Below are 19373 nucleotides of genomic sequence, written 5' to 3'. Positions count from 1 at the left end.
TTAATAAATAAAACATAAAACTTCAACGGTTGTAATTATTTTTTCACTATAGGGTAACTGGTATATACAATAAAACCATATTCATTACTATTATCTTTTCTTAACACTACTTTTCCTGTATCAAGTTTATCAACATGTTTATATGTTTTCTTTTTTGCATCATATATGTATCCATCCCCTAAAGAGGTAGTAGACTTATGTTTTCCTGATACAAAATCTTTATTATTAGAGCTCTTTAACCAAGAGGCAATTTTATCTGCTTCTTTATCTAATACATTATTTACAAATTCATTCATAACTTTTGGACTACTAAATCTACTTGCACCATCTCGAGCATCGGTCTTAGAACGATATTGTAATGTTTCGTCAGTTATATTAAGATGTTTGTCTTTTGTATGTCCACGACCTTTACCTTCAGAAGCGTTAATAAGTCTTTTCGTATCATCTATATCCATTTTTCGGATTTTTGCAGCAGATGTTTTAACTAAAGCATCCGTTAATTTTTTTGCAGTAGATTTATTTAAACTAAATTTGTCTATAATTACATCAGCAAATTTTTTCAACTTGCTAACACTCGGTCCAGGAACTAAGTCAACTAAAGCCAATGCAATATCTGCAACCTTTGATTTAGGGTCTACGATTGTCTTATAAACATTATAAATGTCTTTTGCAGTGCCAACTCCAGGGATAAAATCAGTTACAATATCAAAAACAGTTCCTGCAATATCCAGATATTTATCTTTTGAAGATTTAGCCACAAATAATTCTCTTGATTTCCCTGAAATTTCCACGGTATCTAACGATGCTGTTCTCACACCGTCCATACTATTGAGATTGTTAAGTGTAATCACTGAACTACCAAGGCTAGAGGAATCAACACTATAAAAAATTTGATAATCAGTATCTGATCTAATATTAGTTGGATTGTTCGAAATTGAATTAGATTGTCTGTTAGTAATTTGTGATCTTACACCATTTTCTAGTGCAGATTTTGATTTAGTTATAACTTGTTTAGGATTTTGTTTACTACCTTTAGAAGAATTACTAGTGTTTGAGTTTGATTTTTTTTCTAAGGCAATGTTCCTCATGACTTTTGTCATTTTGTTTGTGTCAATACCATATGTACTAATTTTTTTACTAGGACCGGGAATACTTCGAACCATATACAAAACCACCTATAATTTATTTTTTTACAATTTTATTACAAAAAATAGTATATGTTACCAAGGTTGGGTTAGCAAATTATTTTTGTGTATATAATTTTGTATATTAAGCAATTTTATTCTCTTTTAGGTATAAATGTTAAGAAATAAGAATATAGAAACTTTTGAGAAAATATGTAATTATATGACAAGTGTAAGGGCTTTTGGATATGGGTTAGAAATAAATAAGGAGTCTAATGGTGTGAAATTCTCCCTTAGACATCGTGACAAAGGATTTATTATTTATTTAATGAATAGGACATTTAAATCTTACATAATAATTGGCAGATAGTTCGTTGGTGCATCAATCCTAGGAGTGAAAATACTTACATTTAAAATTGGATATAAACTTCCAAAAAAAGAATGCACATTATGATGCAATTATGCAACTACAACAATCGGGATGAATTAAAGCCGACGGAAAAAGGAAGCTTCAATCTAATGATAGGGAATTGTTGGATTTTCATAAGAACGAAATAATAGAAAAGGAAATAGAATTCGAGTACGAGGATGAGTGACTTTTTTTAAATACTATTAAATGACGAACTAAAATTCACAAAAACACCTTTCTAAAATGTAATTTTTATAAACACAATAAAGCGCTGTTACTAGACAACTTATGGTGTTTTTCACAATTTACACTGCAAGTATTGAGGTGTGTAACAATTGGTGAGAAATGGATTTTGAAGTATTGCAGAACAGACAGGTTGTTAGTAGAGTTAATAGAGAGTGGTTTAATAGCTACAAAGTAGAAATGTTTAACTTCTTTCAGCAGAAATCTCCCGCCTCTGTAGGTGGTGAGATGCTGTACCTGTTGCTACGCTTTCGGTACAAAAGATATTTGCTAAAAGAAGTTAAAGTCTCTGGTGGATGTCACGGAATCGGAAAGGAGTTAATAACGGCTAACTACCTGCGTCGTGCAGGCCTAAGCACAAGGCCGATTCTGGACGCATCTATGCCGAGGCATAATTGATTGAAGAGATAGAGCAAGTGATTATTGCTCTAGTGTGTGAATGTAACGTAAGCCGTAACTTCATTAGCATCACTTTAACAAGTAGAAGAAGGAGGTTAAACAATGATACAGTTGCATATTGAAAGTCAGAAAAACCCAGAGATTTATCGAAAGTTATTATTACCGAAGAACAGTAGTTTTTCCTTGCTAGATAACATGATATTACTTAGCTTTGATTTGGATGGGGCGGACTATTTTAATTTTGAAATGGTTAAAAAAGATGGACGGGAATCTAAAGAAAAGATTTGTTTTTTACCTAAAAATGATACGGATTTAGATACAGATGAAGAGTTGGTCGACGAATGGCTTCGAAAATCTGGTGATGAAGCCATTGCACATATAATTGATAATAGTGAATCGTTTATTATTCGATTAGAGAACAATGAGGATTTACCGACGAACTGTGAAACTTTTTTATGTATTGCGGGAGCAGGTAATATTCATACGGGTAAGATGGACAAGATTGATTTGGAGGAAGTTAATGAACGGATAAGGGAGGATGAAGAGGCCAATAGTTTACTAGAAAACCTAGAGCCGGATTATCTTACTTTATTGGAGCTCACAAATTACCTAAAAAAACTAAAGCCATGGCAATATTTTAGTGATGATGAAGTTGTAGGCATTCATTTTGCAGATGTAGATTACAAAGTACTTGTTTCTGTTATGGGAGCGGGTGGTGAAGAGTTTGGGTTAATGATTTTTGACATGGAGCTTGGCTATCATAGCTTAGCTAACATTCTTTATGAGAAAAATTTACCGAGCGATTTCTCTTATGGTTTAAATGCTTTAACTGTGAATTTTGTTGATAGGGAAGAGTTAGACCTAGCAGATTATCTATTAATTAAAGATTATGGGCTGTCGTATAGAGGGAAGAAGAACTGGATTCAGTTCCGTAGCTATCTGGAGGGAACGCATCCTGAAAGACCAGATTATTTAGAGGTAGAGCTATTAATTGATGTTATAGGTAGGATGATTAATATTACAGAAGCTCGGAAGGATGGCTGGGAATATCCGCAGCTAGCTGAACATCAATATCCAATGTTTAAAGTGCAAATGGATGGTGAGTTACAAGAGATCTATATTTTGCAAATAAATATGCCCAAGCCAACGTTTGAGTGCTATGAGGAAATTTCGATGTTTGAAAAAGCAAAATATAAGAAAAAGCCTAAAAGCGCGTTACAAGTAGAATATGATGTATTTTACATGCCTTTTGGCGTAGAATCGGAAGAAACGAGCCGCACTGTTTATCCGATTGCTGGTATGCTTGTAGAACGAGGAAGCAATTTGGTTATTGAACATGAATTGTTCCCGATGCCTAAAACGCCACCAATTGCACAAGGTGTGTTATGGGCATTTTTACAGGGCTTAGAGGTAAGACCAAGTAAAATATTTGTTTCTAAAGAGTTAAGTCCGATGCTTCAACCACTAGCAAAAGTTGTAGGGGTGGAACTTGTAGAAAGTGAACTTCCTTGCATTCGAGAAGTGAGACAATTTATGAAAGACATGTCAATGGATTTAATTGAAGAATAGTGAATAAGCAGACTACACAAAATCCCACTGAAAAGTTGACTTTTCCGTGGGATTTTTTTGTTATACCTATCCTTGATAAACACTTTCACATGTATCAGGTGCTGGTTCATAGAAGCAATGATTTTTAAATTGACCAGTAAAAGGTTGACCGTACCATGTTGGAGGACATGGTGCGTATGGATTGAAATACCAAAGTGCGTATTTCGCTGGATGATCTCGCCAATAATCCAGCGTCAGTTTTGCTAATCTTCTTTCATTAGGTCGCGCCCTTTGGTAAAACATATTCCCTTTTTGAACAGCTTCAAAAGAATAATTTCCTCCCTGTACCTGATAAATAACATCATTAATCGTTCTTAAATCTTTAAAGTCTGGACATTCTGCTATCACACGATTCACAATAACATTGCCAACATATAGCATTCCTTGGTTTCCTTCACCTACCGCTTCTGCCCTCATCATCCTTGCCACTAGGTCAACGTCGGAATTTATATACTTTACTCTTGGCATTTTTTCACCTCCACCATATAGTATGAAAAAAAGCCTTCATTATTGTCATTTGAAATTCTAATAATAGTTTTATAATTGAAAAACACACCATCGATGCTGTCGGCAAAACAGTAAGATGGCGTGTTTATTATTAGAAATTCTTTTTGAAGTACGGTGTTTTTTTCATCACGATACATACTGGGATCGCGATCATTAAGCCGACAACGTTTTGAATGACGTCCCCTGGAATGGATGCCATAGGGGCAACCCAGCTTTTGAACATAATCGCTTGCCCGATATAGTAGACCGCAATCATCACGGGCATAGCAACACCGACTGCTAAAATGTTTAATCGGATGTCGTCGCCTTTATGTCCTTTAGACCAAGCGATTTTCCCAACGATGGCGCCTTGTAATGCGCGGGAGATAATTGTAGTTGGCGCCCAAATTAACCAACCACCTACGATATCGAATAAGCCCATTCCGATTGCTCCAGCAAGTGCCCCTTTTTTAGGACCAAATAAAATCGACGTGATCAAAAGCATGGATGTTCCTAGGTGAATAAGTCCACCTTGCCCGAATGGTAGCTTTATATTAATAAACATTGTCGCGACGAAAACAAGTGCTGCAAGAATGGAAGTAATGACTAAATCAAATGTTTTCGTGCGTGGTTTTGTATAGGATTGACTTTGTATATTTTGCATTTGCATGTCCTCGCTAGGATGAATTTTTTAATAATTTTTACTTTAGCAAAGGACTGACTATCGTAAAAGTGCCAATTTGATAAAAAAAGTAAAGGTCAGTTTGTTTTTCTATAAGGGAGTGCATTTTCGCATCTAGCTAATTATGATACGATGAGAGAATACAAGCAGGATTAGTTAGGTGGAGAGTATGATGAAAAAAGTTGCTGTAATTCAGGATATGTCATCCTTTGGGAAGTGCTCGTTAACGGCTGCGATGCCTGTGCTGTCAGTGATGGGTGTTCAGGCGGTGCCATTACCAACTGCAATATTAACCGCGCAAACAGGGTATTCAAGTTTTTATTGTGAGGATTTAACGTCAAAGATGGACTACTTTGTGGATGAGTGGAGCAAGCTTGGAGCAACCTTTGATGGTATTCACACAGGTTTTGTGACAGGGAAGGAGCAAATCGATAATATCTTTCGGTTTTTAAACGTCTTCCACTCGAGTGAAACAACGCTGCTTGTCGATCCGGTAATGGGCGATTTGGGCGAGGTTTATAAAATGTATACAGGCGAGTTGCTTGATCGTATGAAGGCGCTAGTGAAATGTGCAGATATTATTACGCCAAATATTACAGAATGTTGCTTGCTTACGGGATTGTCATACGAGAAGCTACAGAGCTATCAGGACGATTTAGATTATATTCAGGCGATAGAGGAAGCGGGCCATCAGCTGCAGCAGGAAACTAAAGCGAACGTTATAATTACCGGTTTGAATCCGCCGCCAGCAGACGCGAATAAGCGCTATGTAGGCAATATGTATGTCGATGCACATCGTTCGTTTTCTAGTATCCGAGAATACAACGGCGAGAGCTATTCAGGCACAGGTGATTTGTTTGCATCCGTCATTATGGGTGGCATGATGCGCGGACAGGATTTAGTTGAGTCGATGAAGCTTGCCGAGACGTTTTTGGCTGCTTCAATTGAAGCGACATCAAAAGCGCAAATTCCACGTGAAGCAGGCGTGAACTTTGAAACGTTTTTACGAATGCTGCTTTAGCAATGTCAGGGTTTTTATAACTGCGTTGTGACATGGATATTCATCAGTTTATTGAAGGTAAGGCCCGTGCGAATTGATAAGGGATGGATTTTTAGTAAACAGGTAATAATGAAAATCATGAATTAGGGAGGTGTATAATGGATTCAATTAGATATTATGTAGTGCAAGTAGATAATCGCTATTACCAGGGGGAAATTGACCTTCTTACATTTACGGATGACGAAGAACAAGCCTTTACGTTTACGGATATTGTGGCGGCAAACGAATTGGCTAATGAGGTCAATGGAATCGTCCTGACAAGAGAAGTCAGTTATAAGGAGCTAGAAGACTTTTCAGCACAATATCTGGTTGAGTACGAAGCATTGCCAAAAGAAGAGCGTGACACGATAGAATCATTTTGTAGGGAGCTCAGTATAGGAATGTTTGAATAAATGCCGAATCGAATCTTTTCGGCTCTTTTTTATGCAGTTTTTGACTGAGCTTAAGCATTCTACCCTTCTAAAACATGGCACTTTCTCAATTTATTCAATGAAATAGTGAACAGCCCGTAGCCAAGATTAATGGTTGCGGGCATTTTTTGAAATATCAAGTATGATTTATGCGTGTAGAATTAACATGTGGTGACAAAATTGAAACTACTAGATGAACTTGGGGCTGCATGTTTAAATGGGAATGATAATAACATATCGTATATATTAAACCATCGCACGGGTGAAGTTCTTTAGAATAGGGGAGGTTTTAAAAATGAATCAGACAACAAATTGGCGACCTAGAGGTTTTCTTCAGTGGCTACTCACAATCCTCTCTGTGATAGTATGTTTTATTATTATTATAGTGGCCTACTATATTTTTAATCCGAGTAATATGGATAAAATAATGAGTCTACTTGCATGGGGAGTTTCTATATTTCCGATTATTCTAGTAGTTACAGCATTAATACTAATAGTTTTATTAGCTCTTTCTTTTTGGAAGAAAACCTTAATTGCTCTTACAGTGTTATTTCCTATTTTGTTGTTATTAATGTTTTTAACTGTGCAGCCAATTAGTAATATGAAAAGCTATGCTAAAAGCGAGAATGTATCGGTTGCTCTTAGTTCACATTTTTTCTATAAACAAAATATCTCAACAAAGCCTAGTGTAGATGTGGTGTATGGGAAAACTACGGACGGCATTGAACTAAAGCTTGATGTGTGGCCAGCGAAGAAAAAATCAGAGGATGTTTTAACACCTGTCATTGTTCAAGTGCATGGGGGTGGTTGGGTAAGTGGGGATAAAGGCCAAGTGCAAGACTGGAATCAGTGGATGAATAATCAAGGGTACACTGTTTTTGATGTCCGATATCGTATGCCTCCTGAAGCAGGTTGGAAAGATGAAGTAGGGGATGTTAAATCGGCGATTGGTTGGATCGTGCAAAATGCAGATACGTATAAGATTGATTCGAATAGAATTATTTTAATGGGAGAGTCTGCTGGGGGAAATCTAGCTATGCTTGCTGCATATAGTATGGGAGATAAGCATTTACCGCCATCAACGGATGTTCCGGATGTACCAATCAAGGCAGTGATTAACATGTATGGGCCGTCAGATATGACTGCGTTTTACAAGAACAATCCAAGTAAGAGTTATGTCCAAGATGTTATGGCTAAGTACATTGGAGGTTCACCATCCGATTACCCTGAGCGTTATAAGATGCTTTCCCCTATAAGCTATATCCAGGAACATACGCCACCAACTATTATGTTTTTAGGGACGGATGATCGTATTGTTCCTGTAGAGCAGGCAAACGTATTGGGTGAGAAACTGACTACAAGCGGTGTAGCGCATGAACATTATCTTCTTCCAAAGGTCGATCATGGCTTTGATGCAAATCCAGGTAGTTTGAGCACGCAATTTGCCAAGGAGAAAGTAAAAGTATTTCTTCAAAAATATAATAAATAATCATTACGCGTAGCTCCTGTTATGGTAATAGGAAAAGCCTTTGAAGGAATTAATCATTCTTCAAAGGCTTTTATAATTAGAAAGTACATGTAGGATTATTATTATCCGTCTCAAAGTATATATGAAAATGCTTACTGCAATTTGGATTGAAAAGAGTATGACAATGTTTACAGCTTGTGTGATTCATATATTCATGAATCGTTAATTCACTTTTACATACACCACAAAATATTGCCTTTTCATGAAAGTCCTCTTTCTTCCATGGCTGAATTTTATGATTTGAATTTTCCTCATGACATTTATAGCAAGGATAATACTCTCCACAGCATTTAAATTTAATTGAAATGGTATCTTGTTTTTTAAAATAGTGTTTACATCTTCCTTGATCATCAATAATATTTCCTAGAATCTTCATATTTCAAACCTCTTTTCATTTTAAAACGCTTAAATTAAAACTTCACTAGATGCAATCAATCGATTATATTGCTCCGTCATTGTTGTAAAATGATGCTTTTCATGGATGGCAAGTAGCTGGATAGATTGAATAAGGTTAGGGTAGTGAGCAATGGGATCTGGAAAGACAATATGCCCGGCAATATCCTTCTCAATATTTTTTACTAATTCTTGCATTACACTCGTTTCGTTTACTAGTAATTGTTCGATTTCGTTGCTGCTTAGCATAAAACGAATTTTAGAGGGGGGCACTAATATTCCTGGAGCTCTCATGCCGCTTCCTTTTTTGTTTTTATATTCCTCGTATATATCATGTATTTCTGTAGCGAAAGGCTTGTTTCTTCGCATTTTTGCGTAAGGCGTCAGTAGTAAGGAAAACTTTGTTGCTGTTTTCAGCATTTTTAAGATTAGATAAAGGTGATAGAAGTGTTCACCGATAGACCATTTTCCTTCTTTATCGCGGTGCCATAGTTGTTCCTGTGGGAGTGAATGAATGCAAGATACGTAGTGAATTCGCTGCTCTTGTAATAGATGAAAATGATGCGCCATACTGTTAGATTTCATATTTTAACATTCTTCTTTGTGCTGTTATTTCCATTTTAGGGAATTATCTTGTGGAAGTACATAAAATACTATTAAGAATTGGCGATAAAAATGGAAAGTATCGTAGGAGGGATAAAAATGAATAGTAGACTTTTAATAGCTGCAGACGCTGAAGCCTATCGGAATTTAAGATTAGAAGCGCTACAAAATAATCCTGAGGCATTTGGCTCTAGCTTTGAGGAGGAAAAGGATAATCCGATTGAGCTGTTTGCCAGCAGATTTGAATCACAGGGGGCTTATACGATAGGGGTATTTGATCAGGAAGAATTAGTGGGTGTTGCGACGTTAGTGCAGGAAAGTAAGCTTAAGTTAAAGCATAAAGCGAGCATCTTTGCGGTGTATGTTTCTCCGAAAAAGCGAGGGCTTGGTATTGGTAAGCATTTAATGGTCGAAGCAATTAACAAAGCGAGGGAGTTAAAGAGAGTTGAACAGCTTCATCTAACGGTTGTGTCAACGAATGCTTCAGCAAAAGGACTGTATTCTTCTTTAGGGTTTGAGGTTTTTGGAACGGAGAAGAGGGCATTAAAAATAGGTCAGCAATATTTTGATGAGGATTATATGGCTTTGTATCTATAACTTATTTCAGTGGATGCAGCCACTGAAATAAGCTAAAGCGAAAACTCCAAGAGCTTTTACCCTTGGAGTTTTTTGATTTTTATGGCGTGGTCCAATGAAACAAATAGAATAAAGCAATGATTAAAATAATGACAGCAATCGTAAAAGTGACGTAGCTACTAGCATTACCCGTTTTATTTTTCAGTAGCTTTAAGCTCAGTACTATATTGATGATTGATAATGGGAATACTAACCAAAATCCTAAATTGCCTAAGAGTTCAATTTGAATTGGTACATGATTGTAAAAATAATTATAGGTGATACCTAACGCAAGTAAAATTGCCAGCGCAATATTGACCTTTGCAATTTTAATGTTGCTAATCATAATTGCCTCCAATCGATCCCTTTATAGTTGTATAGTATGCTTAAAATAAAAATCTGATAAAGCATGTAAGCTTCCAGGATTTGATCACATTACTCGGTTCATTAATCTGAATATTCAGATTGATGAATGTGTAAATCTTTAGTTTCTAGGACCTATTCTTCCACCTTTCGTTAACCAATTCCAACATATCTCGAAAAACTTTACCTTTTCTTGTAATAAATAAGGAAAACCAATAAACAACCAATACAAAAAAGCAAGAACCAATACACCGGTTAATATACTGTTCATTTGTGTTGCAATAAAAATGCTAAGGAACATAATAAGAAAATATAGTACAGCAATTCTCCTGTAGGCTATCATAAATTTCCCCTTCCATTATTTACAATCATACAGAAAAGATAACCTTTTTAGCAATAAATTATATGCTGGTCAAAATCGAAAGCGAAAGACAAAATAATACACCCACTAACGCGAGTTAGTAGGAAATGCAAGTGTAAGTCAATTACCTGCACAATAATAAATATAAGCGTCAAATGAAAGTCATATAAAAGCAATAAAAGCTGTTACGCATCCGTTGGCTTAATAGCTTTAGCTTTCCCTTTTTTAAAAATTCCTAAAAGAAGAAGCACAAGTCCCGTTAAAAATAGAAGTGGAAACATGACCATCATTAGTACGACCGCCGCAAATCCCTCACCTTCATATCTCCCATACAGAATAGAAACAACCCCTGAGAATAAAGGAGCAATTACTAACATCATAGTTATTCCCAAAATTATATATTTCTTTTTACTCGATTTACCAAGACTTATCATAATAGCTATTCCTAGTACTAATACTAACCCCAAAGCAACTAATCCAATTCCCAATTTAGACCCTCCCACCCTTCATTTAAATTTTAGCAGATGTTTGAACACCCGCCATTAATTTTTCAATTTCTATGTGGTTCACCCTCCTTTTTTGTAATTAAGAGATTTTATAACTTCCGATAACTCCATGATAACCGCTTCTAATTTATCTATTTTCCTTTCAAAGCGAATGAATAGATAGACTGTAATGGCAATAGGGAATCCAAAATTTCCTATTAGGCTAATCCAAATTGGAACATTTTCTGGTGTCATAATGTAAATCACCCTCCCTCTTACTCCAAATTAGTAATATAAGGTGATACTCGGATTCGAACCGAGGATCCAGGTTTTGCAGACCCTTGCCTTACCGCTTGGCTATATCATCAAAATTGTAACTGTACTATGTAAAGAGGATCCTTCTGTAATAAAAACAACCTTCCTGTAAAAAAATATTATTTTGTCATGGTTTCCATTTCTTATGTTTTAGACCTCTTTAAGGTCTTTAAGATGAAATATGATATAACGGTATATTCAAGCGAGGAATGTCAATATTGTGTTAGGTTAAAGGAATGGTTAGAAGAAAATAATATTACGTATACCAATAAGGATATTAATGAAGAGCACGTATTAAAGGAGTTTAAGCATTTTAATAGTAGTGCTATCCCATTTACTTTAATAGTCGCTGATCATAAAGTGGAGAGAATTATTGGTTATCAGCCAGAAAAAATAAAAGCTATTTTAGATATTTGAAAGAGTTGGATTAAATCACCTTTTTTGTATAAAAGGTGTTTTTTTTATTCTTTTTAAGAACATTTGTTCCTATTTTAGTTTATAATATAGATACAACATTCACTTTAAATAGAGAGAAGGCGGAAGTATTGGAGGGATAATTAAATGGAGAAACAAAAAATAGAGGAATTCTTCTATAGAAATAATGCGCAGGTTAACAATCCAATCATAAAAAGCTTTTTGTCGGATTCCAATAATCTTTATTTGGTGCAAAAGGCGATCTTATATCCAACCGAACAAAATAAGAAACTTGTCGATGAATCTTTCCAATCTCACTATATAAATGTTAGGAAAATCAAATATGTCAGTAATTTAATTTATTTTTTTAGCTTAGATTTTGATAAAAAAAGGAGAAGGCTACAAAATCGTGCTTTATTAATATTAGATAAGGGCTTATCAGAAGAAGGTGGCACGACTGCGAAAGAGCTAATAGAAGATGCAAGCGTCGAAATTGAACTGGATCATATAGTTGATGGAGGATTATTTGACAATATTGAAGATGAATTGCTTTTAAAGTCTTTGCAAAAACTAACGGTTAAACAACTTCAAATATTAGAGATGATTTATGTAAAAGAGCTTTCTATAAAAGAAATAGCTCACACATTACAAACTACACCGCAGAATATATCAAACCTTCATAGGAAGGCTTTAAATAAACTCAAAACTACACTCAGCAAAAAGGGGGAATAATATATGACGATTTTAGAAAATCAATACAATGAGGAGACGCTAACGATTATAGAGAATTTCATACCGAAAATAAAACAATGTTTGCACAATACAGACTTTCAGGAAAGGGAAGACTTGGAACAAGAAATTAAATTGAAAATTATAGAGAAGCTTGCAACAGTAGAATTTCAGGATGCACCTAGTTTTTGGGATTTTTTCTCGTGAACTTTATACCCGGTTGTTTCGAGTGACTACCCGCAACCTAAATTCCGCCTTGAAATAAAAAACGATGCACATAGTGAAGACACTATGTACATCGTTTTATTAATTAGCCTTTTAGGAAATCAGGCTTTGCGAAGTTAGGGTTTGGATATTTATAGAACCCTTCGCCTGTAGCGCGGCCTAGTTTGCCTTTTTCGATATACTCTGTTTTTAAGAGGTTGGCTAGTTTATTAAAGTTTTCATTACCTGTAGCAGCGGCTTTTGCCTCTACAATGTTGAATGCAGTGTTAATGCCGACAATGTCAAGGATGGCGAATGGACCTAGTGGTGCTCCTGTTCCAATCATCCATGTTTTATCGATTGTTTCTGGGTCTGCTACTTCTTTTACTAATAGTGATTCAGCAGCATCTAAAAATGGAACTAGTAATGAATTCAAAATATAGCCTGGTTGTTCTTTATATAATGGAAGTGGAACCATGCCGATTGCACGTGCAAATTCTACGACTTCATCGAACACTTTCATATCAGTGCCTGGATGCTTCATAATTTCGGCTGTGTTGTTTTTCCAAATCGTATTTGCAAAGTGAAGCGCTATAAATTTCTCTGGACGACCAGTTGCTTCAGCAAATTGGCTCGGTAATAATGTAGATGAGTTTGTCGCAAAGATTGTTTTAGCAGGGGCAACTTTGCCAAGGTTTGTGTAAAATTCCGTTTTAATTTTAACAACTTCGGGAATCGCCTCAATCACAAGATCGGTATTTGCAACCGCTTCTGATAAATCACTTTTAAATGATAAACGTGCATATGCAGCATCAACTTCTTCTTGCGTCGCGCCTAAGTCTTCTTGGTATAACGGTTTTAATTTTGTGATACGATCTTGTGCATTTGTTAAGGCCTCATCATTAATATCGTATACTGTTACATTAAATCCTTTAAAAGCTGATTGATAAGCAATTTGACTACCTAGAACACCGCTACCTGCAACTGTAATATTTTGATAATTCATCCTAAATTCCTCCTTCGAAATTGCTACATTAATATAATTGTATGGGTATGTGCTGTATCCCTTGTTACACCTCCATACTACTTCTTCTAATATTGAAAAATCAAATGAAAGCCTCAATTATTATAATAATATAACGACTTCATTAATTTCCCCAAAAGTAAAAAACGTCACCCGAGAGAGTGACATTTAATGTTCAATAGACGCTAATGCTTTGTTCATTTGGCGTTCATTATATTTTATTGCATGACTATTAATGGATTCAAGTCCCTTAAAAGTATAATTAACGTTTTGATAAAATCCAAAGACAAAATCATTGATTGGCGTTTCTTCTTCCCCATAGTATCTATTCACTACATATGCCTTAAAAATATTTTCTAGCATATATTCATTATTTTGTACGTCTGCCAAATATTTTTTATTTTTATATTCGGCTTTCATGTAATCCTCGAATTCTTTGATTTCAGTCTTTGTAGCGGGATACTTTTTAGCGTAGGCTTCAATTGTATCGAACTTTTTAGAAGAAGTGCTATTAAGAGAAGCAACCTCCTTTACTTTAGTCTGCCAAGTTGCATCTTCTGTTGATTCTACTTTAGCTACTGGTTTTTCTTCATATGTAATAGTCATCTTTTCTTTATTTGCTTTGTATTCAGGGGAAATATCCCAAAATCCTATCATACAAAAAATCATAATGATAATGGGGATCGCGGTTAATTTCAACATTTTCAGTGCTTTAATCTTATCCATCTTTATGAAATTGATCACTGCAAGAAGAAGAAAAACAATTGCTATAACAATACTGAAGAGAGTTATAAGGACAAATATATTTACAAGAGTATTTACCAAGTACTAAAACTCCTTTCTTTAGATAGAAATCTTTATATATCAAATATTTTAATATATAGAATAAAATAGAACTATACTTAACATTGAATTTTTTTCCACGCAAAGAAAATCCTTTGATTTTTTCAATTTAAAGAGCATGAATTAGTGTTGGCTATCTACTTTATACCTACTAAAGAAAAAACAAGATTTACTAATTTTTCTGCATAAATAAAAAGAGGCATAAAGCATATTTATGATACGGTGTTTATTCTAAACGAAGAATAATGGTACATTTCATTGGATTTATTGTAAAAAGTACCTGATGCATTGTAAAAATTATGTAATATACTTCCTGATATTTTTGGAGATTTAGTAATTTTGTATTTTTAAGAAAATAGGACTTTTTTATAATTTTGAATAATTTACATATTTTTATAGATTTACTAACAGTTGTTTTAGTACACTGAATTTATGAATGGAAAGGGGCAAGTATAATGAAAAAGACGTTTTTAGCTGGTGCACTTAGTATTGCATGTTTTACAGGAGGTTTTGGATTACAAGCAAATGCTCAAGAAACTGTAGATGTTTCTAGTATTATCCATCCGAAACAGGCAGTTGCAGCGACTAAACAAGCGCAATCGATGACATACCAAGATCTTTATAAAACACTAGTAATTTCTAAATTATCTTATGAAGATAAAGAGATGACATTAGTAACGACGAAAAATAATATGACAGTAAAGATTTCGTTACAAGCACTATTGAAAACTACTGAAATGAGTGCACAAGAACAAAAAGAATTTAAAGAGCTTTTCGGTGACTCTATTCAAATGAGATTTACTCCATCTGGAAATGCATTTAAGGCGGAAGTTTATGCTGAAGGGAAATGGCAAGCTTTTGCTGATGAGGATTTGAATGATTTTATTGGATCAATTAAGGAAAATGATCTTGTGTTAAAACCAGGTGGTTACTTCACGGATACTATTGGACATTGGGCAGAGGGCTATATCCAATTATTGTTCCAATTAGACATTATTAAGGGTACATCTGCTACAACATTTAATCCAAATGGTCAAGTAACACGCGGACAATTAGTTACTATGATTTTCGGTGCTTCAGGATTAGATGTGAAGGAAGATTATGAAGGTCCTGCTACATATAAAGATTTGGCAAAATACCCGGGTGCGAAGGAAGTAGCGATTTTAGAGGAATATGGCATAATTGATATTTTTGATGGTGTTAATTTTGAGCCGTATAAACCTGTTACACGTGAGGAAATGGCATTTGTAACTGCAAGATACTTAGAAGGAATGGAATTTGATGTAAGTAAGGTTAGCAAAAATAACCCATTTGCAGACAAAAACCAAATGCGTAAGGAAACTGTTGAATCAATCGGATTATTAAAGCAATTAGGTGTGATTGATGGAGCAAACGGTCAATTTAATCCAAAAGGTAATCTTTCACGTGCACAGTTCGCTAAAATCTTATCACTAACATTTATGTTAATTGGTGACGAAAAGTAATTAAAAAAGAAGCAATCCACAATATGGGGTGGATTGCTTTTTTATTCGACTAGCATATGAAATACGTGACTTAATAAATAACCTAATAAAACGAATGCTATAATTGATTTTATTGATACTGAACGAATATGATGCAAAATAAATTCTGAAATACTGGCTGTTGCGATTAACCCAATCGATACGCCCATTAGTACGCCTTGTGCCTTATCAGATAACTCCCAATATTGACCAATCTGTATGAAAACACTAAAGAAAATCGAAAATGCTATAAAATAAATAAAGAGTCTCCAAAGCCGTTCTCCTTGTGATAATAATGCTGTAGAAAGTGCAAAGCCTTCTGGTAGATGATGTAGAATAATAGAAGCTGTAATAGCAATACTTAATGAGGCTTTCCCTAACAACTGTCCGATAGTAAGACTCATCGGAATAGTGTGGATAATGATAGCGATTGCCAATAGTGATACTGAGGAATTTTGAGTATGAGAAGTGTGAAATAAACTATTAAGTATTTCAAACATTAAATAGCCCAACAAAATGCCAAGTAACAGGCCAAATGATTTGTATATTTGAAAAGAAGAAGGAATGACGTCTACTACAAGTAAGCCAACTAAAAATCCACCACATAATAATGATAATCCATGAGTTGTATGCTGGAATAGCCTAGAGAATACCCAAGCTAGAGCTCCTCCAATGCTAGCACTAAAAAAAAGAAAGCCACCAAGTATCATTGCGCTCAACTGCAAAATTCCTCCACCCTATATATTCTTTAAGCTGTTTTTAAAAAATATATGCTAAGTAGAAACGAATATGATAGTCGTAAGTTTTAGAAAAAGGTCCGTTGTATGAATTACTAAAAAGTAAGAGATTAATTTATCGATAAATCTATTATTAGGGGCTTTATTATCGAAATCTGCGTAATCAAACCGGAATAGATATCAATCGCAAATTATAGTAGGTTCCTTTCCATAATTTAAAAACCCCGAGCGTCAATGCATCGACGTTCGGGGTTTATAAATCAATTATGCTTCTGCAAAATTTCGTGACACTCACTAAGAGGGTTAAAAGTGTATACCCGGTTTATCGCTTAGCTTGCAGCCTGTACCATATTTCGCTTTTAAGGCACCTTTAAAATTAGTTTGTTCAAGTTCAGGGTATGCCTGTTTCCAAAGTTCAAATACATTGTGACTTGAAGCAGTACCCTCTTTTGTTAGTCGAACAATATGGAAACCATATTCATCGTTGCATCGAGCTAATGGGCGATTCTCACGCACTGTAATGATCCGACCGCTCGCCGAAACATCATATAAGCCCTCGTAACCTGAAATAGCACGTCTTTCTTCATCGAAGTCAGCTGTTTTTTCTACTTTTTCTTTTTTTGCTTCTTTGGCTTCATTTTTTTCTACAGGTTTAGCAGTTTCTTTAATTTCAGCTTTCTCTGCAGGCTCCACTACTTCTTTGATTTCATCATTCTCTACAGATTCAGCCTCTCCTTTATTTTGAGTTGAAAGCTGTTCCACAATAACGAAATCCTTGTTAGAAGCTTTGTCGCTCATTGTAGCCATGACGTTCATAATAGAACCTACATAACGTACTGGTTTATCTTTGCCTTCTTCAAATACAAAAATATTATAATCGGTTTTATTCATCTTCCTTATAATAATATTTCCTGTTTTAGTAGTAAAACCGATAAATTTGTTCTTTTTAAGTGCTTGTATTGCTTGTTGCTTTGTTAAAATCATTTTTAAAATCTCCTAAAGAATTGTTTTTTCTATTTTACCATAAAATCAGTTTTACTGTTTTTCTTAAATATTGGATGTTTCATTATTGCACTGATAATTCTTTATGCTAAGGGAAGAATTGTGTTTGTCGCTATAGTGTGGGGTTGATTTCCGTTCGGGTTGGGCGTTATCCTAGGGGCGTACGATGATCCCGAAGGAGTCGACCAACCTCCATTTCCATAAAATCACTTTAAAAAATTAGAATCCTTCGAAGGGAGAAATGGAGTTGTACGTAGAATTGTTCTAGTAACCTTGCAAACTGATTAGGCAGATAATAGAATTGGTCCGGTAACGAAGAAAACTGATTGGGTAAAGTGATGGAGCAAAGAACTGCTCATGTCCCAAAGGTAAGCGCTCTACTCGTACCCAATATAATCAAAGGAGGATTTATTTATGGTTCAACATTTATTTACTATGAATTTACAATGGTCGGAGGGGAGAAATGGGACGGGTAATATTGTTGCAGACAATCTAAATACGAAAATTTCTATTCCTCGAGAAATGAATGGACCAGGGATGGGGACAAATCCTGATGAAATGCTGCTAGGAGCGGCAGCAACCTGCTATTTAATTACACTGGCTACATTACTTGAAAATTCGAAGATTGCTGTGTTGGATTTGTCTATGCAAGCTGAAGGTTTTGTTGATGTCACGAACGGTGTTTTTACTTATGAGAAAATTTTACATAAGCCGAAAATTATTGTACAAAATTTATCTGAGCGAGAACGAAAAAGAATTAATCGATTAGCTGAGAAGGCAGAACAAACATGTATGATTAGTAAGGCATTAAAAGGAAATGTTCAAATTACATGCGAAGTACAGATTATACAAGGATAAAAAGGAACATCTCTATTAAGGGCTAAATATGAGGAGTTATTCAAAAATGATTTTGAAATAACTCCTTTTTTGATTTATTACATGTATGCATTTTTAGTAGGCAGATTGGAGTAAAGACTTTACGTCTTATTGACGGACGCTTCACTTTCGGGCAATAAACATCGTTTCCCCGACATCCCCTAGAAAGCGCCTAACCAGAACGGAAATCAACCCACGTTATGGTGATGTACCTTTTTTCTACATATTATTATGGAATTGCTTCTTCAAAAGTAGTTCTATAAATGTCCCAAATGAATATATAAAGTTAAGTGGTAAAAAAATACGAAGGATGATGTGTTGCACGAGCAGTCAGCTCAGACTATTAAATTTTATAGTCAGTACGGGAAAAGAATTTTTGATATTGCGGGGGCACTCCTATTACTTTTCATTACCATCCCTCTTATGTTAGTAGTATTCCTCGTTTTACTTATTAGCACAGGCCGCCCTGTTTTTTTTAAACAAATCCGTACCGGACAGGATCATCAGCGCTTTGTTATTTGGAAGCTGCGGACAATGACCATACAAGCAGTTCCAGTGAATATGCCTACTATGTGTGCAGACGGAATTCCGGATGATTATTTTTTTAAAACTGAACAGGATGCACGAATCACAAAAGTTGGGGCCACTCTTCGCAAGTTCAGTATTGATGAAATTCCACAGCTCATTAATGTTTTAAAAGGAGATATGAGTATTGTTGGACCACGTCCAGAAGTTCCAACCATCACAAATGCTTATAACACTTTACAGGCACGGCGTTTAGAAGTAAAGCCAGGTTTAACAGGTCTAGCTCAAATTAACGGCCGCTCTAATATTTCTCACGGGCAAAAAATTTCATATGACTTAGAATACGTTGATCGTTATTCCTTTTGGATGGATTTTAAAATTATCATCAAAACACTTTTCGTAGTTTTAGCGAGAACAGGTGCTTATTAAAAAT

At 35.1% G+C, this 19373-nt stretch carries 23 protein-coding genes and 1 tRNA gene; 11 read left to right on the top strand and 13 right to left on the bottom strand.

All coding sequences use genetic code 11. The features are described 5' to 3' along the window. Positions 1–35 precede the first annotated feature (35 nt). Positions 36–1163, bottom strand: a complete 1128-nt coding sequence (locus ACIQZA_RS11265; protein WP_402881603.1) for an RNase A-like domain-containing protein — start codon at positions 1161–1163, stop codon at positions 36–38. Positions 1164–2277: 1114 nt separating this feature from the next. Here ACIQZA_RS11265 and ACIQZA_RS11260 point away from each other — a divergent pair. Next, positions 2278–3744 (top strand): DUF7309 domain-containing protein, encoded by a 1467-nt coding sequence (locus tag ACIQZA_RS11260; RefSeq protein WP_402881600.1) that lies wholly within the window; start codon positions 2278–2280, stop codon positions 3742–3744. A 66-nt stretch (positions 3745–3810) separates the two neighbouring features. Here ACIQZA_RS11260 and ACIQZA_RS11255 read toward each other — a convergent pair whose 3' ends face one another. Further along, positions 3811–4251 (bottom strand): cell wall hydrolase, encoded by a 441-nt coding sequence (locus ACIQZA_RS11255; RefSeq protein WP_142509340.1) that lies wholly within the window; start codon positions 4249–4251, stop codon positions 3811–3813. Positions 4252–4381: 130 nt separating this feature from the next. After that, positions 4382–4933 carry an ECF transporter S component gene (locus ACIQZA_RS11250; RefSeq protein ID WP_400938885.1) on the bottom strand — a complete coding sequence of 184 codons (552 nt, stop codon included), beginning with the start codon at positions 4931–4933 and terminating at the stop codon, positions 4382–4384. 187 nt (positions 4934–5120) lie between these two features. On the opposite strand from ACIQZA_RS11250, the gene ACIQZA_RS11245 reads away from it, so the two are divergent. From ACIQZA_RS11245 to ACIQZA_RS11235, 3 genes are all read left to right on the top strand, one after another. Next, positions 5121–5972 (top strand): pyridoxamine kinase, encoded by an 852-nt coding sequence (locus ACIQZA_RS11245; RefSeq protein WP_400938959.1) that lies wholly within the window; start codon positions 5121–5123, stop codon positions 5970–5972. Positions 5973–6109: 137 nt separating this feature from the next. Next, a complete protein-coding gene (locus ACIQZA_RS11240) occupies positions 6110–6403 on the top strand; it encodes a hypothetical protein (RefSeq protein WP_400938883.1) in 294 nt (97 codons plus the stop codon). A gap of 313 nt (positions 6404–6716) precedes the next feature. Continuing rightward, complete coding sequence (locus ACIQZA_RS11235; RefSeq protein ID WP_400938880.1) at positions 6717–7910, top strand: alpha/beta hydrolase fold domain-containing protein; 1194 nt, start codon at positions 6717–6719, stop codon at positions 7908–7910. Positions 7911–7986: 76 nt separating this feature from the next. Here ACIQZA_RS11235 and ACIQZA_RS11230 read toward each other — a convergent pair whose 3' ends face one another. Continuing rightward, positions 7987–8325, bottom strand: a complete 339-nt coding sequence (locus ACIQZA_RS11230; RefSeq protein WP_402881596.1) for a CHY zinc finger protein — start codon at positions 8323–8325, stop codon at positions 7987–7989. Positions 8326–8354: 29 nt separating this feature from the next. Continuing rightward, on the bottom strand, positions 8355–8927 hold the full coding sequence (locus ACIQZA_RS11225; RefSeq protein WP_402881593.1) for a DinB family protein: 573 nt from the start codon (positions 8925–8927) through the stop codon (positions 8355–8357). Between the two features lie 117 nt (positions 8928–9044). On the opposite strand from ACIQZA_RS11225, the gene ACIQZA_RS11220 reads away from it, so the two are divergent. Next, on the top strand, positions 9045–9542 hold the full coding sequence (locus ACIQZA_RS11220) for a GNAT family N-acetyltransferase (RefSeq protein WP_400938872.1): 498 nt from the start codon (positions 9045–9047) through the stop codon (positions 9540–9542). 79 nt (positions 9543–9621) lie between these two features. Here the strand turns inward: ACIQZA_RS11220 and ACIQZA_RS11215 are convergent, their stop codons facing one another. The 4 genes from ACIQZA_RS11215 to ACIQZA_RS11200 form a co-directional block, all read right to left on the bottom strand. Further along, entirely contained in the window at positions 9622–9906 is a 285-nt protein-coding gene (locus tag ACIQZA_RS11215; protein WP_400938870.1) for a hypothetical protein, read from the bottom strand. A 563-nt stretch (positions 9907–10469) separates the two neighbouring features. Then, positions 10470–10772 carry a hypothetical protein gene (locus ACIQZA_RS11210; RefSeq protein ID WP_400938867.1) on the bottom strand — a complete coding sequence of 101 codons (303 nt, stop codon included), beginning with the start codon at positions 10770–10772 and terminating at the stop codon, positions 10470–10472. A gap of 78 nt (positions 10773–10850) precedes the next feature. Then, positions 10851–11024, bottom strand: coding sequence for a YvrJ family protein (locus tag ACIQZA_RS11205; RefSeq protein ID WP_016993736.1), 174 nt, complete (start codon positions 11022–11024; stop codon positions 10851–10853). 41 nt (positions 11025–11065) lie between these two features. Further along, positions 11066–11136: transfer RNA gene (locus ACIQZA_RS11200), tRNA-Cys, on the bottom strand. Between the two features lie 122 nt (positions 11137–11258). Here ACIQZA_RS11200 and ACIQZA_RS11195 point away from each other — a divergent pair. The 3 genes from ACIQZA_RS11195 to ACIQZA_RS11185 all read left to right on the top strand — a co-directional run bounded on the left by ACIQZA_RS11195 (position 11259) and on the right by ACIQZA_RS11185 (position 12434). After that, positions 11259–11501: a glutaredoxin family protein gene (locus ACIQZA_RS11195; protein WP_400938865.1), complete on the top strand. Its 243-nt coding sequence runs from the start codon at positions 11259–11261 to the stop codon at positions 11499–11501. A gap of 144 nt (positions 11502–11645) precedes the next feature. Further along, positions 11646–12230 (top strand): sigma-70 family RNA polymerase sigma factor, encoded by a 585-nt coding sequence (locus ACIQZA_RS11190; protein WP_400938863.1) that lies wholly within the window; start codon positions 11646–11648, stop codon positions 12228–12230. A 3-nt stretch (positions 12231–12233) separates the two neighbouring features. Continuing rightward, positions 12234–12434, top strand: a complete 201-nt coding sequence (locus ACIQZA_RS11185) for a hypothetical protein (RefSeq protein WP_400938861.1) — start codon at positions 12234–12236, stop codon at positions 12432–12434. Between the two features lie 103 nt (positions 12435–12537). Here ACIQZA_RS11185 and ACIQZA_RS11180 read toward each other — a convergent pair whose 3' ends face one another. Together ACIQZA_RS11180 and ACIQZA_RS11175 are read right to left on the bottom strand one after the other, a co-directional pair. Then, positions 12538–13437, bottom strand: coding sequence for a 3-hydroxyacyl-CoA dehydrogenase (locus ACIQZA_RS11180; RefSeq protein ID WP_400938858.1), 900 nt, complete (start codon positions 13435–13437; stop codon positions 12538–12540). A 186-nt stretch (positions 13438–13623) separates the two neighbouring features. Then, positions 13624–14280 carry a hypothetical protein gene (locus tag ACIQZA_RS11175; protein WP_400938856.1) on the bottom strand — a complete coding sequence of 219 codons (657 nt, stop codon included), beginning with the start codon at positions 14278–14280 and terminating at the stop codon, positions 13624–13626. Between the two features lie 473 nt (positions 14281–14753). Between ACIQZA_RS11175 and ACIQZA_RS11170 the strand changes: the two genes are divergently transcribed. Next, a complete protein-coding gene (locus ACIQZA_RS11170; RefSeq protein WP_400938854.1) occupies positions 14754–15782 on the top strand; it encodes an S-layer homology domain-containing protein in 1029 nt (342 codons plus the stop codon). Positions 15783–15823: 41 nt separating this feature from the next. On the opposite strand, the gene ACIQZA_RS11165 is transcribed toward ACIQZA_RS11170, so the two are convergent. Both ACIQZA_RS11165 and ACIQZA_RS11160 read right to left on the bottom strand, forming a co-directional pair. Continuing rightward, positions 15824–16510, bottom strand: a complete 687-nt coding sequence (locus ACIQZA_RS11165) for a ZIP family metal transporter (protein ID WP_400938957.1) — start codon at positions 16508–16510, stop codon at positions 15824–15826. Between the two features lie 330 nt (positions 16511–16840). Next, entirely contained in the window at positions 16841–17521 is a 681-nt protein-coding gene (locus tag ACIQZA_RS11160; RefSeq protein ID WP_402881587.1) for an NUMOD4 domain-containing protein, read from the bottom strand. Between the two features lie 432 nt (positions 17522–17953). Here ACIQZA_RS11160 and ACIQZA_RS11155 point away from each other — a divergent pair, with 432 nt between their 5' ends. Both ACIQZA_RS11155 and ACIQZA_RS11150 read left to right on the top strand, forming a co-directional pair. Then, positions 17954–18397, top strand: a complete 444-nt coding sequence (locus tag ACIQZA_RS11155; RefSeq protein ID WP_142509353.1) for an SACOL1771 family peroxiredoxin — start codon at positions 17954–17956, stop codon at positions 18395–18397. Positions 18398–18730: 333 nt separating this feature from the next. Beyond that, positions 18731–19369 (top strand): sugar transferase, encoded by a 639-nt coding sequence (locus tag ACIQZA_RS11150; RefSeq protein ID WP_402881584.1) that lies wholly within the window; start codon positions 18731–18733, stop codon positions 19367–19369. Positions 19370–19373 lie beyond the last annotated feature (4 nt).

This window comes from Lysinibacillus sp. NPDC096382, assembly GCF_044762845.1.
Lineage (GTDB): Bacteria > Bacillota > Bacilli > Bacillales_A > Planococcaceae > Lysinibacillus.
This window is presented reverse-complemented; position numbering and strand designations above follow the sequence as displayed.

What these genes read in the sequence shown, in the direction of transcription:
- ACIQZA_RS11265 (WP_402881603.1), bottom strand. Translation starts at nt 1,163, where the DNA reads ATGGTTCGAAGTATTCCCGGTCCTAGTAAAAAAATTAGTACATATGGT.
- ACIQZA_RS11260 (WP_402881600.1), top strand. Translation starts at nt 2,278, where the DNA reads ATGATACAGTTGCATATTGAAAGTCAGAAAAACCCAGAGATTTATCGA.
- ACIQZA_RS11255 (WP_142509340.1), bottom strand. Translation starts at nt 4,251, where the DNA reads ATGCCAAGAGTAAAGTATATAAATTCCGACGTTGACCTAGTGGCAAGG.
- ACIQZA_RS11250 (WP_400938885.1), bottom strand. Translation starts at nt 4,933, where the DNA reads ATGCAAAATATACAAAGTCAATCCTATACAAAACCACGCACGAAAACA.
- ACIQZA_RS11245 (WP_400938959.1), top strand. Translation starts at nt 5,121, where the DNA reads ATGATGAAAAAAGTTGCTGTAATTCAGGATATGTCATCCTTTGGGAAG.
- ACIQZA_RS11240 (WP_400938883.1), top strand. Translation starts at nt 6,110, where the DNA reads ATGGATTCAATTAGATATTATGTAGTGCAAGTAGATAATCGCTATTAC.
- ACIQZA_RS11235 (WP_400938880.1), top strand. Translation starts at nt 6,717, where the DNA reads ATGAATCAGACAACAAATTGGCGACCTAGAGGTTTTCTTCAGTGGCTA.
- ACIQZA_RS11230 (WP_402881596.1), bottom strand. Translation starts at nt 8,325, where the DNA reads ATGAAGATTCTAGGAAATATTATTGATGATCAAGGAAGATGTAAACAC.
- ACIQZA_RS11225 (WP_402881593.1), bottom strand. Translation starts at nt 8,927, where the DNA reads ATGAAATCTAACAGTATGGCGCATCATTTTCATCTATTACAAGAGCAG.
- ACIQZA_RS11220 (WP_400938872.1), top strand. Translation starts at nt 9,045, where the DNA reads ATGAATAGTAGACTTTTAATAGCTGCAGACGCTGAAGCCTATCGGAAT.
- ACIQZA_RS11215 (WP_400938870.1), bottom strand. Translation starts at nt 9,906, where the DNA reads ATGATTAGCAACATTAAAATTGCAAAGGTCAATATTGCGCTGGCAATT.
- ACIQZA_RS11205 (WP_016993736.1), bottom strand. Translation starts at nt 11,024, where the DNA reads ATGACACCAGAAAATGTTCCAATTTGGATTAGCCTAATAGGAAATTTT.
- ACIQZA_RS11195 (WP_400938865.1), top strand. Translation starts at nt 11,259, where the DNA reads ATGAAATATGATATAACGGTATATTCAAGCGAGGAATGTCAATATTGT.
- ACIQZA_RS11190 (WP_400938863.1), top strand. Translation starts at nt 11,646, where the DNA reads ATGGAGAAACAAAAAATAGAGGAATTCTTCTATAGAAATAATGCGCAG.
- ACIQZA_RS11185 (WP_400938861.1), top strand. Translation starts at nt 12,234, where the DNA reads ATGACGATTTTAGAAAATCAATACAATGAGGAGACGCTAACGATTATA.
- ACIQZA_RS11180 (WP_400938858.1), bottom strand. Translation starts at nt 13,437, where the DNA reads ATGAATTATCAAAATATTACAGTTGCAGGTAGCGGTGTTCTAGGTAGT.
- ACIQZA_RS11170 (WP_400938854.1), top strand. Translation starts at nt 14,754, where the DNA reads ATGAAAAAGACGTTTTTAGCTGGTGCACTTAGTATTGCATGTTTTACA.
- ACIQZA_RS11165 (WP_400938957.1), bottom strand. Translation starts at nt 16,510, where the DNA reads ATGATACTTGGTGGCTTTCTTTTTTTTAGTGCTAGCATTGGAGGAGCT.
- ACIQZA_RS11160 (WP_402881587.1), bottom strand. Translation starts at nt 17,521, where the DNA reads ATGATTTTAACAAAGCAACAAGCAATACAAGCACTTAAAAAGAACAAA.
- ACIQZA_RS11155 (WP_142509353.1), top strand. Translation starts at nt 17,954, where the DNA reads ATGGTTCAACATTTATTTACTATGAATTTACAATGGTCGGAGGGGAGA.